The sequence below is a fragment of the Candidatus Eremiobacteraceae bacterium genome (assembly GCA_036511855.1).
Classification (GTDB): Bacteria; Vulcanimicrobiota; Vulcanimicrobiia; order Eremiobacterales; family Eremiobacteraceae; genus JABCYQ01.
The window spans coordinates 1-18261 of the sequence record DATCBN010000068.1; the positions used below are offsets into that span (position 1 = coordinate 1).

The following is an 18261-nucleotide window of genomic DNA, read 5'->3' on the forward strand; positions in this document are numbered from 1 at the left end:
CCGCCCGCGTTACGAGTGGTGCGACCGACGAGTTGCAGCCCGCAACGAGGAGACAACTTGCGGCTGCCACCGCCGCGGCGTTTAGATGCACCCTGTTCATCATATCCGTTCTCCTATGTATTCCATGCGCAAATCGATCACGAGCCAAGGCTTTCGATTTGACAACGCGAGTGTAAGTCCGACGTGCTTTAATGCGACACCTCCCGCCTCGCATGCATTGTGACTGACGCAAATAAAGACGCTCGATAAGCGCAAGAACTCAATGGAGACTTCGTCACAGACTAGTGACCGACGAAGTGCGCGGTCAATTGTTCGAGTGAACCACCTGACAAATGCCTAGCAGGGTTCCCACCAAAGGTGGGAACCCTTTTTTGCGCGGTGTTTTCTCAACCGATAGATCTAATGCCGGCGATGATGGGGCACAGCCACTTGGCTCGCGGCCGTCATCGGCAGCCGTGACGCGTGAACGCCAAACCGCTTCGCGACGATCCGGTACGAGAATCCGACGCTTGCGTGGCCGCCTTGAAGCTCGAGGACGGTGAAACCGTGGGCTGAACGCTGGTCGATGTACAGCCCCCTGCAATCGCCTTCCGGCGTGGCCGTGACAAGATAGGTCGCATTGGGGTCGATGACGTTTGCGAACTTCGGATCCAGCGCTACATAGGCGGAGCCTCCGACGAGCGTCCCTTCACCGTTGTCTTCGATCGTCGGTTCTGCCTCGACTGCTGCGTATTCGGCCACGTTGGCGACGCGTTTTGTGCCCTGCAGGCAACCGTTGTGGCACGATCCTTGGCTGTAAAGAAGTCCGGCGATACCGACGTTGCCGGTATCCGTTACGGTCATCTCTCGGTCGTCGTTAGCGTCAAGAACTGTAAGTACGGGGGTGTTCGTATTGACGCCGCCGCCGTAAACCAGCAGCGCATCGTAGGTATTTCCCGGTTTTTGTTCGATAACCGCGGCTACGGCTACGTCCGAGAACACGGAAAGTTCTCCGCTGCTGTACACATCGAAGACGTCTCCAGCTGGGCCGACTGCTCGGATGATGGCGTTGTTCGAACTGGACGTGTCCTGCAGGTAAAGCTCAGGAGCGGTCGTGTTGGCCCCCTGATTCGCAAAAAGTGACGTGCCGCTTTGAGAGAATGCGTAGAGTGCGTTCCCGCTACCCGCAAAAGAATGAATCCCGTCATTTGCCGCCCCGCCGTTGGCAAGCAGGCCCGATGCTCCGCTGCTGTGAGACGTCGACGTGTTACTGCCGGCCACGCCGGCACCGGTTGAGCTATTCTGGCCGTAGACGCCGCTCCCGAACGTGCTCGCCGAGAAGCCTGCCACGCCATTTTGCCCGGCAGATCCGGTTTCGGTGCCGGTTACGCCCGTGCCGTTGGTCGACGTGCCGCTCACGCCGCTGTTGAGTGTGCCGCTCGTGCTGACGTCCGAGCCCAGCACACCTGATTTGCCAGCCGTCTTGCCGGCGCTCTTGAATTTCGTCTGACCTTCCAGCGCGACGCCACTCGTCGAAACGCCCTTGATCGAGTCGCCGGATCCGCTATTATTCCATTGTAGGCACGGCTTGGTGGAATCGCACGAAAAAATCGATTCTACCGCCGCCCGTGCCGGGCCGATGGACGCGATCGCGGTCGAAACTGCCGCCATCGCCGCCAAACACATCGCGAGGCGAGCCTTCCAAGTATGCATGATTTCATTCCCTTCGGATTACCGATCGTACCGATCGAACCAACGCGAACGCGGAGATCTTCTCGACACAGCCGGAGCATATCACCCGGGCGTACTAAATGCGTGCGAGCCCGATGCGACCCGCCGGCGCCGAGCTCGGAAGAATCTTTTTCAGCGTATGCCGGGACGACCAGCGATGCGGACAACCGGATGACGAGTGACGTCGCGTGCGGGCACTCAGATGTGCAGTACCGCGCTCCCGGCATTAGCCGAACGAGATCGCCTCGCACGGCATCACGCTGATCTCGGCTTTGCCGGCGCTGAGCCCGTCGAGTGTTCGATTATGGTGGCCGATGATCTGCGCTGCATCCAGCAAACCGGAGTCGGCGGTCGCGTGCGCGTCCCCAACGAGCGCGACATCAAATCCGAGCGAAACTGCGCGTCTACAGGTGGACTCCACGCAAAATTGCGTCATGCATCCGGCGACGACGAGCGATTTGATGTCGTGCTTCTCGAGTTCGTCCAAGAGTGTCGTTTGATAGAATGCGTCGCTTGCGGTCTTTCGTACGACCGCCGTTGCAGCGGTCCGATCAAGCGCCGGATGCAGTTCCCATCCAGCGGTCCCCGCTTGAAGTCGATCACCTATCTCACCGTCGTGCTGCACGTAGATGACGGGAGCGTTCGCCGTCCGCGCTCTGCCGACGAGATCGCAGATGCGTTCCAACACCTGCGGCCAGCCATCCCACGGCGGATGTGTGTCATAGATTCCCGTCTGAACGTCGATGACCAGCAACGCGGTTGGTCCCTTCATGACGCGCTCATTTCCTTCGATTGACATCGTCCGTTCTGTTAGACCTCGGGCTCGATAAGACAGCTAGGCCTTCTGTGCACTATATTGCACACCTTCGCGCATGCAGGTAGCTACTCACGACGTTCATGTCAATTTGATGTCAACGAAATATTCTGTCCAGCCTTGCAGCTCTCGGGGATCGCGATGCGCATCCCACGCTCACAAGACTGAAGCAAGGAGGACTCCTAACGGCGGCGCTGGCAAACTTGGATATTGTGACCGACGCAAATGCAGATTGGGAAAAGCGGCTTTCAGACCTGTGGACAGCGATCGACGACCACGACGAGAACGAGTTTGTGGCTTTGGTCGACAGATTGGCCGCTGAGCTGCCTCCTGGAAGCGCGATTGGATTCTTTGAGCGTGCCGGAGCGCGCGATTCCACCGGGCACCCCGATCTCGCGGCACCGCTCTACAAGGCCGCATTGGACGGAGGTTTGACGGGCGAGCGTCGCCGGCGCGCAATCATTCAGCTGGCCAGCTCGCTTCGGAATCTTGGAAATCCTCATGACGCGGTGGTATTGCTCCGGGCCGAGCTGGACGCCGCAGACGATGTGTTAAATGGCGCCGTTCGCGCCTTCCTGGCGCTTGCGCTTGTGGATGTAGGCCACGAGCGCGAAGCGGTTGCGGTCGCCCTAGAAGCCCTTTCAGAATACTTGCCGCGTTACAATCTGTCCGTCTCTCGCTACGCGCAAGAACTCACAACGGAAACCCCGTAGCGACTGGAGCTCATCGTCGACAGCGTGAAAGAAAACTAGTGCACTCGGGGTCGTTGTGCGCGAGACCCGAAGAGGTTGCGGCCAAGGTCATACTTGACATGTGACCATTAGGTCACCTATAATGGTGAATGCATGGACGACGTCTTCAAGGCCCTTGCCGACGCAACGCGACGTCTACTACTTGATCGATTATATCGAAAAGACGGGCAAACGCTCACCGAACTCGATCATGGTCTGACGATGACTCGCTTCGGAACAATGAAGCACTTGCGGATTCTCGAAGATGCCGGCCTCGTGGTCACACGCAGAGCCGGGCGGTTCAAGCGCCACTACCTAAACCCGGTGCCGATCCAGCGTCTTCATGATCGATGGGTTAGCAAGTATGCACTTCCGTGGGCGAGCGCGCTCAGTGGATTGAAGGAACATATGGAGGGAAATAAATGAAAACGGGAACCGAACTGAAGCATGTCTACGAGGTTTATATCCGCACCACGCCAGATAAACTATGGCAGGCGCTCACCGATGGGAAAGCGGCCAGACAATATTTCTTCGGCGGCGCGTATAAATCGGATTGGAAAGCCGGCTCGTCGATGGACCTCAATGACGAGACGGGCGTCACAATGCTCAAGAACAAGATCATAGAAATCGACCCTCCCCGCAAGCTCGTCCACACGTTCTCATCACAGGTCGAGGATGAACAACGAAAGGATCGTCCCTCGCGCGTGACTTGGCTCATCGAACCAATGGGCGATGTGGTCAAACTCACCGTCAGTCACGACGACTTCGATGACGAAACTTCTACGTTCAAATCGACTGGAAGCGGGTGGAACGTGGTGCTGTCAGGATTGAAAACGCTTCTCGAAACTGGCCAACCACTGAACGTCCCCATGCCTGGCTAACGGTCAGGAGCGGCCAATCGCAAGCGCGCTCTCAGTCGGACCCGTTAGCACGGGTTCGGCTTTTTTTAGGTGCCTCAGCGTGAGAGGTAGCGGGCGATCACCAAGTCGCCGTTGTTTGCGAACGAGAGGCCTGCGGCGACGATCTTGCCGTCCTGCTGCAGCGCCATGGTCGTGAACTGATCGTTGCCATCGAGCACGCTGGCCACGATGCCGTTCTGCCCGAAGGATTGGTCGAGCGGTCCCGTCGGCGCGAGTCGCGCGAGAGCTCCCTCGTCAACCGCGTTCGTGTCTTGCCCCGACCCCGCGATCACCACCGACCCGTCGCCTTGAAGCGCGATGGCGAACGGAATGTTTTGATAAACGTCGTTCTGGCTATTCAGAAAATCGAAAATCGGACTGACGAACGACGGATCGTTTGTGCCGTCGGGGAATAACCGGAAGGCCTGCGTGTCGAAGTCGTTGCCCGATTGCGAGTCGCGGACTTCGAGCGCGTCGAGGATCTTCTCAGCCGGCGTCAACATGGCAGTGCCGAAGTGGGCCAGCGCGATAAGCCTGCCGCGTGCGCGTTGCGGATCGATCGTGCCGTTTTTCAAAAAGCGGATTGCGGTATTCCCGCTCAATGCTACGATTTTGCCGTCCTGCTGCAAGCCGATTCCGGTGACTAAGAACGCGCCACCGGTTTTTGCGACGCCGGAATCGCCGAACGTCGGGTCGACCGTGCCGTTGGGATTGAGGCGGACGACGACGCCGATTTGACCGGTTGGGAATGTCGCGCCGCCGCCGATCAGAATCTTGCCATTCGGGAGGAGCAGAGCGACGTAGGCACTCGAATTCGTCGATCCGTCGACGATAAGTTGCTCGGTGCCTCCGGATCCGAAGTGCGGATCGAGCGAGCCGTTCTGCGCGAAGCGGGCGATCGCCATGGCCCTCGGATGCGAGGGCAGGTCCTGATCGGTGACGCCTGCGGCGACGATCTTCCCGTCCGGTTGAATGGCCATCGAGTTCGCATCGTTGACGCCGGAGTTGAAAGGCGCCGCCGCCAACCCGGCGTTTCCGAATTGGTTGTCGCTGCGCCCGTTCGCGAGCAGCCGCACAACTGAAAAGCCGCCGATCGCGTTCGCCGTTCCGGGCATGTCGCCGGAGACCAGAATTCGCCCGTTTGCCTGAATCTTGACGTCGACCGCGGCATACGCCGCGTGGGGAAACAGCACGAAACCGCCCTGACCAAAGGTGGGATCGAGGGAGCCGGGCGCAGCGGCGGCCACCGACGGCGCAACGATGAAAAACGCGGTGACGCACACCCGCATGATTCCCTGCTTGAGCTTCATGCGAGCATCCTACGAATCGAGCCTTAAAAGTGTGTGAAAGCGGTCCTAACGTTCTCGACGATAGGATTGTGCAAGACGTCGAGCGCCGCTGCGCATCATAATGAAGAATCATGTTGATTGTGCGGATGATAACCAGCTTCGTGCTCCTTGCGGCGTTCCAACTAAATGATGCGCTTGCAGCGCCATGCGCGGTGACCCGTGTTCCGGCCGTGTTCACGGCCGGCAGGGTCTTTGCCGCGCCTATGGTCGACTCGGACAAACGAAGACTGCGCCTTTGGATCGACAGCGACGGGAGCGGCTTCCTATTCGACGACGTAGCCGCGCGCTACGGCACTTTGACCAAGGCGGGCGGTTCCGCCAGACAACGAGCGACGCTGCCCCGATGGTCTACTCAAGCAACGATTCCGGCGCTGACCACTCGTGACCGGACACTCCCAATCTTACGGCGGTCCGACGTCGCAAGCGATCCGGTATTCGACGGTTTAGACGGCCAGCTTGGAGCGAGCTGGCTCCAGAACCGGATCTGGACGTTCGACTACGTGCGAAGCGCATTGCTCCTTCGATGCGACGGCATGGATCCAGCACATTCGAAGAACGAAGTGGTAAAGCTCTCATTCGCACTCGATGTTGCGGGCAAGCTAATCGGTGGCGTGCAATATCCGCATCTCACAGCGACTGTCGAAGGCCAGAGTTTTCCGACCTCGCTCGATACGGCGGCGACGGTGGCGCTCTCCCAAGCGGGTCTCACGCGCATGCGAGACCGATCGCCGATGGTCCGCGCAACGAGTTTCGCCAAACGCTCTGTAGTCGCGCGCTGGCACGCGGAACATCCCGACTGGCGCTACGATGGCGACGCAGGCGAAGCGCCGGGCGTTGCGGCGATTCTCGTCCCCTCCGTCACAACGGAAAAGGTGCGCTTCCAAAACGTTTGGTTTACCACCAGACCCCATGACGACGTGTTTGAAGGCGACGACGTCGATCTCAAGCTCGGCCCGACGGCATTTGGCCGCTCCGTCATCACCATCGACTACGTCCACAAGATTGCGATCGTTCAATCTGCGCCCGCGCCGGTCACTCCGCAATCAAAGTAATCACGACGTTTCCTATCTTTTGGCCGGAGGCAACATACTCGTATGCCTCGGCTATTTTCTCCAAGGGATAAGCTCTGTCGATCACCGGTTTGAACTTGCCTCGGCCGATAAAATCTTGGATGAGAGACAGACTTTTTTTAACGTCGCGAGGAATAGGGGAGAGGACCTTCTTATCTCCGATCACCGCCGTCACGAGTGGTAAGTATGTGTTCTCCCACATCGGACCGGCATCGGCTGAAATGTACGTCCCGCCTGGAAGCAATAGTGGTTTGCAATTGCCGAACGAGCTTTTCCCCACGGTGTCGAAGATGAAGTTATATTTTTCATCGTCTTTCGTGAAGTCATCTTTTGAGTAGTCGATCACCCTGCTGGCCCCCAACGACTTCACCAATTCAAGGTTGCTCGTTTTGCAGGTCGCCGTAACCTCAACACCACGTTCTTTAAGAAATTGTACAGCGGCCGAGCCGATCGCGCCGGTCCCTCCATTGACAAGCGCTCTTTGTCCGGCCGTCGGATTCACCTTATTGATCATCGAAGAAAGCGCGTAAATTCCGCCCTCTAAGCAAGCCGCGGCGTGGCTGAAAGTGACGTTGTCGGGGATTCCGATCACTGCTCGCGTCTCACGTACCGTCAGGTACTCTGCGTGCGAGCTCAGTCCGAGGCCGCTAAAGCCCATGATCCTATCGCCGACCTTGAAAGACTTTACATTTCCTCCGACCGCTTCAACCGTGCCGGCGAAGTCGGACCCGGTTATCGGCGACCGCGGATTGAACAGTCCGAGGAACAATCTAATCAAAAACGGTTTGGCCCAAAGGTTTCCGCAATCGGTTCTGTTCACCGTGGTCGCATACACCCGCACCAGCACTTGGTCGTCGCTCGGCGTCGGTTTTTCTACATCTTTTATGCTCAAGACATCCGGTGCGCCATATTTTGAATGAACCGAAGCCTTCATTGTAATGTCGGGTTAGGCTGCGCCAGCCCCTTGATCAGAAGCCAAAAGCCCGTCACTGCTTCGAAAATGAAGATAGGCGCGAAACAGCCCGGCACAAGCCGATGTGATAGATCGGGGAAGATGATGATGGCGAACATGCATGCCGACGTGAGGACGGATGCGAACACGCCCAAGCCCGCGAGAAGTCTAGGGATGTAGTTCGACTTGTAAAAAAGATAGCAGAACACGGCGGATCCCAAACCAAAAAACAGCAGTCCGACGACGTAGGCGGCGCCGTGCGCGCTGAGGGATAGCATCGTCAAAGCCTGCAAGCGATCCGGTGCGAATCCGCGCAAGTACGCAGCGCTGCTCACAAGACGCAAAACGTCAAAACCGGGGAGCACGCTCGCAGCGAAAATCGCGGTCTCCACCAGCCGCCATGACAACGCAAGCAGTGCGAGGTTGCGATTGACCGGCCTGAGGATGACGTAGAGAGCGACGATGAGGGCGACAACCGCAGCGCCGGTAAAAAGATGGCTCGCGATGCCGAGACGATAGAGCGTCTGTGAGGCCGCGATGTTGGCGAAAGTTCTCGCGCCGTTGCCGGTCACCACGAGCCTCGAGTTCACATAGAACTCGGCGAACATCGCAGTCGCATTGGTCACGAGGAAGGCGATCCCGGCGATTTTGGCAGCGGCCCGTTGAGAGTCGTCGATGGCGCCGATCAGCATTCCGTCTCCTCTCCTAACGCCCGCGTTTGCCGACGAGCGCGCAAGGACCTCGGCTGCCACGCATCACTGCCGATGTCGCGTTTACCGATTCGGGAACCTGATAGTTTCAGCCGGATCGTGGGCTGAGCAGAGCAGTCGGCCCCTCCACGGCAGCCGACCGCCGCCGCGCACATTCGTACGGCATCGAGCACGAACCGCCGGCCGGACAACTATGGAATCAGGAGTCGCATAGTGATTCGCCGAACGCCGGGGGACTATGGAACAGCAGATGTGGACGAGGCTGGGCGGCGCCAGCGAAATGCAATTTTCCATTCGGGCATCTAGTGCTGGCCGGTCGTGGAACGGAATCGAGGCTGCAATATTCGACACCACGGGCGGCTTGGTGGAACGCCCACGAGCTGCCCGCCACACGATCAGCATGCACATCGGCGTACCGGTGAGGGCGGCGTGCAGGTGTGACGGACCCGTCCACAATCGGTTGCAATCGCCGGGAGATATCGACGTTGTGCCGCTTGGTTACGCGGCCGCATGGGAAGATGCCGGACCGACGACCATGCTGAGCATCAACTTGAGCCCATCGCTCATTCGATCCGCAGCCGAGGCGATGGGCCTAAACCCGGACAGCATTTCCATCGCGCCGCAGCTAGGGCTCAAGGATGAAAAATTGCGGCACATCGGCTGGGCGCTGAAAGCCGAGCTGGAATCGGGCGAACCTTTCGATCGCCTTTATGCGGAGAGCCTCGGAACCGCGATGGCCGTGCATCTTCTTCGCCACTACACGCTTGAGGCGCCGAAGACGACGCGTCTTGGTCTCACACGGCGGCAGCACAACGATGTTGTCGACTACGTCACAGCGCATCTCACGTCGAACTTGTCGCTGGGCGAGCTCGCAGCCGTGGCCGGCGCGAGCATTTCGCATTTCTCGTCGCTGTTCAAGCAGAGCAGCGGACTCCCGGTTCATCAATACGTTATCCGGCGGCGCGTCGAGTGCGCCCTCAATCTGCTCTTGCACGGCGCCTCCACCTTGAGTGAGGTCGCCGTGCAGGCCGGCTTCGCAGATCAAAGCCACATGGCGAGATGCATGCGCCGCGTCATCGGCATGACGCCGATGGATGTCTTACGGCAACTCTAGGCATGCTGCGGCCGGCCTGACTGCTCGCGCGCGTAGATCGCGTCGAACGTGGCCGACCATGTGGATCCGCCATCTCGCGAAATCTCGATGAGCTGATGCACCGACCCGTCTTTGATCGGCGTCAACGTCGTGCGGTCCAAGATGATCGCGCTGCCTGGTGTGCCCGGCAGAGTGCCTTGAAAGCGGACTACGCCGTCGGGTAATCTCGCGATGAGGATTTTCTCTTTGAGTCCGCCGCGCGCCGTGGCGCGATCCGTCACCCAAACTTGCGTCCACGATTGCGCAAAAGTGTTGTAATAGAATAGGCTCATGCCGTGGGAGCCATCGGCATCGGTCCAGTTTTCGACGACGGCACATCCGTCGAGAATCGCCGAAACCTCATCGCTTCCGGCATACTGATTTTCCGACGTGACGCGCCACGCGCCGAGCCAGAAATCGAGCGCGTGGAAGCCAGCGACGGACGAACACGGAGCCGGAGACGGTCGCGGCGCGGGAGCCGGCGATGCGGTTGGTGCCGCATTCAACGCAAAAATCAGAGCGATCACTATCATATGAAGTACTTTTGCTTTGTTAATACCCGACCTTCGAATGGCAGACAATCGACATCGAGCCGCAGGTCTCGAGGGCGTCGCGGGTATGCAGACCAAGGGAGCGGTCGGCGACTAACCGACGCCGCCGATTTGGCCCGATTATCGTCACTGCGCTAGCCGATAACTAAATGAGCGGCGTCGATTTTGCGACGCCGGGTCAGGCGAATGACACATTGACCCAAGTGGTGCGTGCTACTCAAAAGCAGGCGTTCCAACAATTCTTCGCCGGCGTCGGACATGCCGTATTTGCGTGCGATGTCAACGACGGCACCATCCTCGATGCCAATGACGAAGCGATCACGCTGTTCGGGTATGCGCGCCGGAAGTTGCTCACGCTCAAACTGGCTGACGTACTGGCAAGCGAAGAAGACAACTTCATCCGCCAAAGCCTTCGAAGAGAACGCGGCATGGAACCGCGAGTCGCGCGCTTTCGCATCATCGACGTCGATGGACTGACGACTCCAGTTGAAGGCTTCGCTACGCCGGTATCATACGCCGGGCGACGTGCGACGCTGATCAGCCTAACCCGGTCGAAAGCCGGAAAACAAGAACGTTCGACGTCAGCGGCGGCGGAATCGCCTCCAAACGCGCCAGCCCTCCTTCAACGGATCCGACGGCAAAAAGCGCTCATCGAGTTCGCCAAAGCTGCGATATCCGACACTTCGCCTATCGATCTCACGCGCCGCGGCGCCCGATTACTTCGCGACGGGCTCGGGGTCGACTTCGTTCTTGGCTTCGAATACCAGGCCACAGAACGCGTGATTCGCTGCATCGCCGCCGACGGATGGGTGGGCGACCTGGATTCGATGAGTTTCGACCCTGACGGCGACTCGCTTGCGGCAAAAGCGCTGCGATCGCGCGGAGTTTTTTCGCTACTAGATATCGATGATGCCAATCGCCCGGCCGATTCGGCATGGTTCCTCAAGAGTCAGGACGTGCGATCGGCCATCGGAATCCCGGTCGGCTCCGATAGCCACGACTATGGTTCTCTCGTCGCATACGACAAGGGCGCGAAGCGCTTCAGCGAAGACGACCTGCGTTTTTCGCTGACGGTCGCGAGCGTTATCGCGATCGCGAGTGAAGCCGTCGAAGCGCGATCCTCGGCGGTCGAGGCGGCGGAACGACTTTCAGAGGTGCTCGCGAGCATCGTCGAGCACTTCGTGCACGTCGACCGTCAATGGAACATACGATTCGTCAACGTGACGGTTGAGACTCTGTTCGCGCGGCGCGCGGACGAGTTAGTCGGACAACCGATCGCAAGCTGGTTCCCGTCGTTCGGGGAGCAACTGCACCGGCAGCGATACGAGGATGCGATGTATCGCAACATCGCGTCGCAATTCGAATTTCGTTCATCGCTCAACGATCACTGGTACGAAGCGAGGGTCCGTCCCACTCCCGAAGGTATCGCAGTCTATTTCCTCGACATCACGACGAGACGACTGGCGGAAGAGCGTCGGCTTGAAGACGAAGGGCGCGTGCGGCGTCTCGTCGATGGTATGCCCGCCATTTTGTGGATGACCGACAAGAATCTTGTCATGCAAATGTCGGCGGGCGGCGCGCTCATGAGTCTCGGACTTCCGGATAACAGACTGACCGGTCTCGATCTTCGAGAGATGATGAATAATGCGAACGGTCCGACGATCGTCTCGCACGAACGAGCTCTCGGCGGCGAGTCCAGCGGATATGTCGACACTTTTGGCGGTCGAACCTACGAAGGCCACGTCGAGCCGACGCGAGATGCGAGCGGCGCGGTCATCGGGGTCGCTGGTCTATGCATCGACGTCACCGAACGGATGCGTCTTGAAGAGACCCTCGCAGAGGCGCAGACGTTGGCGAAATTCGGGACTTGGACCTACGATCGCGATAGCGGCGAGCGCACGTCTTCTGACGAGTTGCTGCGAATCGTCGGCCGGTCGCGCGAAGAGACACCGCCCGATAATATGGATCTCCGCGACATCGTGCATCCGGACGACGCCGCGCATCTTGCGGCGGCGCAAGAACTGGCAAAGCAGAAAGGTGATTCGTGGAATCTCGATCACCGGATCGTTCGCAGCGATGGAAGCGTACGGCACGTACAGAACGTTGGCCGCTATATGTATGATAAGAGCGGCGTGCCGACGCGAGGCTTCGGGAGCGTGCTCGATATCACCGAGCGAAAACTCGCAGAGAACGAACTCGTCCGGTTGGCTAATTTCGACGTTCTCACTGACCTGCCGAACCGCACGCAACTCAACGTCCGGCTCTCGGAGTCGATGGTTCGCGCCGTCAATCGCGGAAAGCTTGTCGCCCTGTGTTGCCTCGATATTGATAGGTTCAAGAACATCAATGACACTCTGGGCCATACTGCGGGCGACGCGTTGCTTAAAGCTGTCGGCGGCCGGCTCACTTCGGTCGTGCGACGCGGTGACACGGTCGCCCGGCTAGGGTCTGATGAATTTGCAATCGTCTTCGCCGACGTCACGACAGACTACGACCTCACGCTTTTGGCGGACAAGGTGATTTCGGCATTCGCATCACCGTTCGAGATCTCCGAGCGCGAGCTCTTCGCGAGCGCGAGCGTTGGCTTTAGCGTGTTCCCCGGGGATGCGACCGACGGCGAATCATTGATCCGCCAAGCCGATTCAGCGCTTTATAAGGCGAAGGAGACGGGCGGAGGTCAGGTGGCCTTCTTCAACCCGGACATGCACGCCGACGCCGGCTCTCGCCTCGAGTTTCAAAACAGTCTCTATCGCGCGCTGGGCCGCTCCGAATTCCGGCTGCACTTCCAGCCGATCGTAGGTGCGGCAAGTCGCCAACTACACGGATTTGAAGCGCTGATCCGCTGGCAACACCCGACACTCGGCATGGTTCCGCCCGACCGGTTCATTCCGCTTGCCGAGCAAACCGGACTGATCATCCCCATTGGGGATTGGGTCCTGCGCGAAGCATGCGCCGAAGCCTCGCGCTGGCATGGTCAAGGATCGGAGGATCTTTGGATCTCGATCAACGTCTCGGCCCGGCAATTCTCGCACCCCGATCTCGTCTCGCTCATCGCCGAAGTGTTGGAGTCCAGCGGATTGCCCGCTGCACGACTTTGGCTCGAGGTGACGGAGAGCGCGGTCGTGCGCGACATCCAATCCGGAGCGCGAACAATTAAATCGCTGCGTGCGATGGGTGTGAAGATCGCGATCGACGATTTTGGCACGGGCTACAGTTCGTTCGGCTATTTGCGGTCGTTCGCGTTCGACACTTTCAAGATCGACCGATCCTTCACGCGTGGGTTGCCGGAAACACCCGAAGACGTCGCGATCACGCGAGGTATGATAGCGCTTGGTCACGCGCTCGGAATGTCCGTCACTGCAGAAGGCGTCGAGACCGAAGCGCAAGCGCGATGCCTCGAGGATGCGAGTTGTGACGCGCTCCAAGGCTATTTCATCGGAACGCCGGGGCCGATCGCTTCATTCAAGAAATGGCTCCCGAGCGTGAGCGGTTCATAGCCGACCTCAAGGCTCAAGTCTAAATACCTATCGACTTATATATCAATTCGGGCGAAACTTGCGCGACGGTGCAGGCACTTGGCGGGTCATACTCCAAAATGGGCGGCGATAACCGTTTGACATCAACCATAGGGGGAGACGACCATCATGCTCAGTCGGATACTTTTGTTTGCCGGCATTTTGACGTTCGCCGTCGGCGTCAGCGCCGCAACTGCGGCGACGATCGGGAGCGGAACGATCTATGGCGCGCGCGATCTCGGGCGCGCTCCCGCGTCTGCGGGCGTGCGCGTCGCGGTTGTTTTGAAATACCACCGGGATGCTGAGCTCGAAGCACTGACCGAAGCACAAGCCGATCCCGACTCGCCGGTCTATCAAAGGTTCCTCACGCCGGCCCAATTCGCCAACTACTTCTCACCGACGGCCGCAGAATATGGACGCGTCGTTTCGTCGCTGCAGCGCGGCGGCTTCACGATCACGCACACATTTCCAAACCGCACCGTCATAGACGCCGTGGCTTCCGCACCGGTCGCTGCACGGTATTTCAGCACCGATATCCACAGCGTCATCACGCGAGACGGGCGGCGCACGTACACAAACGTGCGTCCCGTCGCCGTGCCGGCCGATATCCGCGACGTCGTGTTCAGCGTGGTGGGCTTGGACGCCGTCGGCCGCATGCGCCCGGCATATTCGTTTGCGCGCAACTCGCACCGTCACATCGTCGCCCCGGTGGTGAGCCCCGACGCCGCTCCCATCTTCGGACCGGACGGCGGATACGGACCGCTGGTTTTCATCAAGTCCTACAACTTGCCGGCATCGAAGGGCTTCACCGGCTCAGGCCGCGCTTCGGGCGTCGCGACAGACGCGGACTTCCTCGACAGCGACCTCAACTCGTTTCTCGCGTATTTTCACCGCAATCGAACCGGCCCGGCCACGACGCGAGTGCTTGTGGACGGCGGCCCGCCGCCGGGCAATGGTCAGGACTCGATCGAGACCGCTCTCGACGTTGAACAAATCGTTTCGATCGCCCCTGGAACTGCGCTCTACGTCTACGAAGTCACCTATGACGAACCCACAAACGCGAACTTCATCGACATCTACAACCAAGTCGTCACCGACGATAAGGTCGATACGCTCAACACGAGCTATGGCTACTGCGAAACCGCCATGCCCGACGGCTATCCGGCGTCATTGAATGCGGTGGCTAAACAGGGCAATGCGCTCGGCATCACCTTCCACTCGGCGTCGGGCGACAGCGGCTCATCGTGGGATGGCTGCACCGGCGTCGCCGTCGCCACACCCGTCGATATCCCTCACAATGTCGGCATCGGTGGAACCACACTATTCGTCAACAGCAACGGCAATGAGACGAATGAGGTCGGTTGGGACGGATCGGGCGGCGGCGTTTCCGTGCTCTTCGGAGTCCCGAACTACCAGAAGAACGTGCCGACCCTCATCGCGGGAGGGCGCAATATCCCCGACCTCGCGTTCGATGCAGACCCGGGAAGCGGCGCATCGTATTTCTTCGGCGGCGGCTGGGCAGGCCCGATCGGTGGGACTTCGATGGCATCACCGATATTCGGCGCCTCGCTGACGGAGATGAATCAGGTCCTTGGATCGCGCGCCGGCCACTTCAACGTGAAGCTCTACAAAAAATGGTTGGCCAACGGATATGGCAGCGGCCCGACCACCTATTTCCGCGATATCACATCGGGCAGCATTCCGCCTTATCATGCGGGACCAGGCTATGACCAGATGTCGGGCATCGGCGCTATGCTGGTGAACAAGTTCGACCAGCTGTTCCACCCCTAGGCGCTCGCAGTCGACTGCGAACCTGAGGATCGGAGAAGGCTCGACGTGTCGGGCCTTCTCCATTTCGGAGGACGTATAGGTTTTTTCAGCCAAGTCCGGTTGCTAACTTCCGCCGTCTGATGAGGGCTGTTCTATGTCTACTGCACGAACGAAAGCTGTTGCGGTTGCTTCCTGCGCAGCATTTCTAATGTTCGCGGGCTGCGCCGGTTCAGGATCGCACGCGTTAACGCCGGGCTATCCAGCATCGGGTGATCAGTCGCAAAATTCTCTCAGAGTTCCCCCGAATCAAGGGCTCGGTTTTCTCGCCCCGCAATATCGCTCGCGGACTCTAGTCTGGCAAGGTAATCCTGGGCGGGGATGGATGTCACCCGACGTCACGCGACGTCACCTGCTCTACGTCGCGGATCAAGGCGGACAAGCCGTCTACATCTTTCCTAGGTGGGGTAAGGATCAGGCACCGATCGGCAAGATCACTAGCGGTCTCGCGGCACCGAACGGCCTCTTCGTCGACAACGCGAGAAACCTGTACGTCTGCAATTTCGGCGGCGGCACCGTCACCGTTTATCCAAGCGGCGCCATCACGCCGAGCCTCACTTTAACGGGCGCCGGCTCACCGATCGACGTCGTCGTCGGCGTCGACGGAACGGTCTACGTTTCGAACTGGGATTCAGGCAGCACTGGAACGCTGCTCGAATATCCCGCGGGTCACACCACGCCGTCCGTCACGATAAACATCAACGGCGCATCTGAAGGACTCGCACTCGATCGAAGAAACAATCTGTATGTCGCGTACAACGACGCCACGATCAACGATGGCGAAGTGTTGAAGTTCGCGCCGGGATCGACCGTTGGAACGAACCTCGGCATTCACGTCGGATATGTCGGCGGCGAGACGATAGACTCGTCGGGGAATTTGCTGCTGGACGATCAGAACATTCCAGGCGTCGATGTGTTCCCACCCGGCGCAACGCAACCGTCGAGTCGGATCACGGGATTCTCCCTTGCCTTTGACATCGCACTCAACCATCCCAATACCCGGCTATGGGTCACGAATCCGTTCACCGCGGTCTACGAGGTGACATATCCGGGAGGCCAGATCGTCAACACGATCACCAACACGATCTCTTCGGCATTCGGCATCGCTACCAGTCCCGACGGATCGGACTAGCTAACGCGCCACGGGATCCAGCCGAACAAACCAAGGAGGCCAAGCCGCAACGCTCGGCCTCCTTCTGTTGTATAGCTGCGGCGCCCGCGCAGGATCGCATTGATTGCTTCATACGGCGAGGGCTCTAAGAGCGCATAGCAAAGAGTACGTAGCGCCAAGCATGCGCGATTAGCTTCGACAATCGATCGGTAAAAGAAATTTCTAGACGGCTCCGTACAAGAACGTGCAGTAAATCATTCTAGAAGCCGACAAATAAGATATCAAATGCAAATTTCGCTTCGGGGTGCAAATGTGATAGGCCCGGTTTCCGCGCCGCGCTTAGTCGCGGCATCGATTTCCATCATGCTGATCTGTGGATTATCAGGTAACGCGCGTGCGGCTGGACCCGCTCTAGCACCAGTCACCGTGGCTGCCGCTGATTTCGGCTCTCCGCCGTCTGGCGAGGTGCCGATCATCTTCAACGATCACCATATCTACGCTAAGCCGGACGAACTCAAGCAGAGTCGCGTTCTCGCTGCGCTCGTCAAAGACGGCACGATATTCGTCCCCTTGCGCAGCATGTTCGAGCAGATGGGCGCGACAGTCTCATGGGATGAGGCGAGCAAATCAGCGACGGCACAAAAACCCGGCGCTTCCGTGCAGGTCACGGTCGGCAAGAACGAAGTCGTATTAAATGGAGAGACTCGGCCTCTCGACGTACCGCCTGAGATGTATCATGGCGTGATCGTCGTGCCGGTCCGCGTCATGTCCGAGGCGCTCGGCGCGTACGTGGAGTGGCTCCCCGACCGTCACATTTGTGTGGTGCGCTACATTCCGCCCACGCCCGTTCCGGCCGCGCCGCCCACCGCCGCTCCTACCGCAGCACCAACGGCACCGACACCAACGCCCACGCCGACGGCGGGCTACAACGGCTTCATCCAGGCTGCAGTTGCCGATTCCAAGATCTACAATGAATTTTCGGCCGGTCAGCGCTGCTGCAGTTCGTACGTGGCGAGCGGAGGCTATGCGTTTAAAGATTCGCCGATCGCGATTAAGGTCGACTATCGCCAAGATACATACGTCACGAGCGACAACGTCACGAACTCAGCCGGCAGCCATTTCACGCGCTTCACGACGATTGACGGCGGCACGGCGTTCACGCCCGTCTTCAAGGCGCAGCAAAGCACGTTCGATGGCCGCTTGGAGTATCAGGTCATGGCTCCGCGCATCTACGTCGGCGTGGGTTACCTCCAAACCGCCGACAATTACGGATATCCGCACCTGGACGCCTTCGGCGTCGGAGTCGAGAAGTTGCCCGGTCTCCAGCCGGGGCTCGATTTCTTCGGCTCAACGTTTTACTATCCGACCGCGAGCGGCGACTATACAGTCACCGCCGCGACGAGCCCAAATGTCGGACGGACGTTCAAACAACAGTACCGGATCATGAAGTACGATCTGGGACTCTCGCTCGACTTCGGAGATTTCCCCGTGTATCTCTACGGTGGTTTCAGCGGCGATCGGTACACGACAAAGCAAAATGCGCCGATCAATCAGACGCATAGCGGTCCATACATCGGCCTCGGTGTGAGGTTCTAACCGGTCGAGAGGACCATGATCATGCGCAAAACCCCATTCACGTACCTACGGCGTCTCGCCGCGTGCGCCGCCATTGCATCCATGGTCGGGTGCAGCACAAATTGCAACGTGCCCGCGTTTCATGGCGGGGTTACCCCCATTCCGGGTTCCACACCAACGCCGGTCCCATTGTCTTGCGCGCAGAACGCCATTTCGGGGCAGGCAGTGCCCCTTGGAACGGCCGCCACATTCGCAGTGCTCGCCGCCTCGACGGTCACAAACTCCGGCCCAACGATTGTCACCGGTGACCTTGGG

Annotated in this window: 16 protein-coding genes; 10 read left to right on the forward strand and 6 right to left on the reverse strand. The window is 59.2% G+C overall.

The annotated features are described in order from the left end of the window. Positions 1-399 precede the first annotated feature (399 nt). Both VII69_09115 and VII69_09120 read right to left on the reverse strand, forming a co-directional pair. On the reverse strand, positions 400-1692 hold the full coding sequence (locus tag VII69_09115) for a hypothetical protein (protein HEY5095260.1): 1293 nt from the start codon (positions 1690-1692) through the stop codon (positions 400-402). Between the two features lie 244 nt (positions 1693-1936). Next, positions 1937-2482, reverse strand: a complete 546-nt coding sequence (locus VII69_09120) for a cysteine hydrolase family protein (GenBank protein HEY5095261.1) — start codon at positions 2480-2482, stop codon at positions 1937-1939. A 254-nt stretch (positions 2483-2736) separates the two neighbouring features. On the opposite strand from VII69_09120, the gene VII69_09125 reads away from it, so the two are divergent. The 3 genes from VII69_09125 to VII69_09135 all read left to right on the forward strand — a co-directional run bounded on the left by VII69_09125 (position 2737) and on the right by VII69_09135 (position 4136). Then, complete coding sequence (locus VII69_09125; protein ID HEY5095262.1) at positions 2737-3237, forward strand: tetratricopeptide repeat protein; 501 nt, start codon at positions 2737-2739, stop codon at positions 3235-3237. A 132-nt stretch (positions 3238-3369) separates the two neighbouring features. Next, positions 3370-3681 (forward strand): helix-turn-helix transcriptional regulator, encoded by a 312-nt coding sequence (locus tag VII69_09130; protein ID HEY5095263.1) that lies wholly within the window; start codon positions 3370-3372, stop codon positions 3679-3681. Next, positions 3678-4136, forward strand: coding sequence for an SRPBCC family protein (locus VII69_09135; GenBank protein HEY5095264.1), 459 nt, complete (start codon positions 3678-3680; stop codon positions 4134-4136). Before VII69_09130 ends, VII69_09135 begins: the two co-directional genes overlap by 4 nt. A 74-nt stretch (positions 4137-4210) precedes the next feature. Here VII69_09135 and VII69_09140 read toward each other — a convergent pair whose 3' ends face one another. Next, positions 4211-5464, reverse strand: coding sequence for a delta-60 repeat domain-containing protein (locus VII69_09140; GenBank protein ID HEY5095265.1), 1254 nt, complete (start codon positions 5462-5464; stop codon positions 4211-4213). Positions 5465-5574: 110 nt separating this feature from the next. Here VII69_09140 and VII69_09145 point away from each other — a divergent pair, with 110 nt between their 5' ends. After that, complete coding sequence (locus tag VII69_09145; GenBank protein HEY5095266.1) at positions 5575-6555, forward strand: hypothetical protein; 981 nt, start codon at positions 5575-5577, stop codon at positions 6553-6555. On the opposite strand, the gene VII69_09150 is transcribed toward VII69_09145, so the two are convergent. After that, positions 6536-7507, reverse strand: coding sequence for an NAD(P)-dependent alcohol dehydrogenase (locus VII69_09150; protein ID HEY5095267.1), 972 nt, complete (start codon positions 7505-7507; stop codon positions 6536-6538). The two genes, VII69_09145 and VII69_09150, sit on opposite strands and share 20 nt — an antisense overlap. Then, positions 7504-8217, reverse strand: coding sequence for a DUF4386 domain-containing protein (locus VII69_09155; GenBank protein HEY5095268.1), 714 nt, complete (start codon positions 8215-8217; stop codon positions 7504-7506). Before VII69_09155 ends, VII69_09150 begins: the two co-directional genes overlap by 4 nt. A gap of 256 nt (positions 8218-8473) precedes the next feature. On the opposite strand from VII69_09155, the gene VII69_09160 reads away from it, so the two are divergent. Then, positions 8474-9349 carry an AraC family transcriptional regulator gene (locus tag VII69_09160; protein HEY5095269.1) on the forward strand — a complete coding sequence of 292 codons (876 nt, stop codon included), beginning with the start codon at positions 8474-8476 and terminating at the stop codon, positions 9347-9349. On the opposite strand, the gene VII69_09165 is transcribed toward VII69_09160, so the two are convergent. Beyond that, a complete protein-coding gene (locus VII69_09165; GenBank protein HEY5095270.1) occupies positions 9346-9894 on the reverse strand; it encodes a hypothetical protein in 549 nt (182 codons plus the stop codon). The two genes, VII69_09160 and VII69_09165, sit on opposite strands and share 4 nt — an antisense overlap. A gap of 173 nt (positions 9895-10067) precedes the next feature. Between VII69_09165 and VII69_09170 the strand changes: the two genes are divergently transcribed. The 5 genes from VII69_09170 to VII69_09190 all read left to right on the forward strand — a co-directional run. Continuing rightward, entirely contained in the window at positions 10068-13415 is a 3348-nt protein-coding gene (locus VII69_09170) for an EAL domain-containing protein (GenBank protein HEY5095271.1), read from the forward strand. A 147-nt stretch (positions 13416-13562) separates the two neighbouring features. Continuing rightward, positions 13563-15224, forward strand: a complete 1662-nt coding sequence (locus tag VII69_09175) for a S53 family peptidase (GenBank protein ID HEY5095272.1) — start codon at positions 13563-13565, stop codon at positions 15222-15224. A gap of 361 nt (positions 15225-15585) precedes the next feature. Beyond that, a complete protein-coding gene (locus VII69_09180) occupies positions 15586-16392 on the forward strand; it encodes a hypothetical protein (GenBank protein HEY5095273.1) in 807 nt (268 codons plus the stop codon). Positions 16393-16797: 405 nt separating this feature from the next. After that, a complete protein-coding gene (locus VII69_09185; protein HEY5095274.1) occupies positions 16798-17967 on the forward strand; it encodes a copper amine oxidase N-terminal domain-containing protein in 1170 nt (389 codons plus the stop codon). A gap of 15 nt (positions 17968-17982) precedes the next feature. Then, positions 17983-18261, forward strand: a 279-nt coding sequence (locus VII69_09190) for a hypothetical protein (protein HEY5095275.1), incomplete at its 3' end; no start/stop codon positions are given.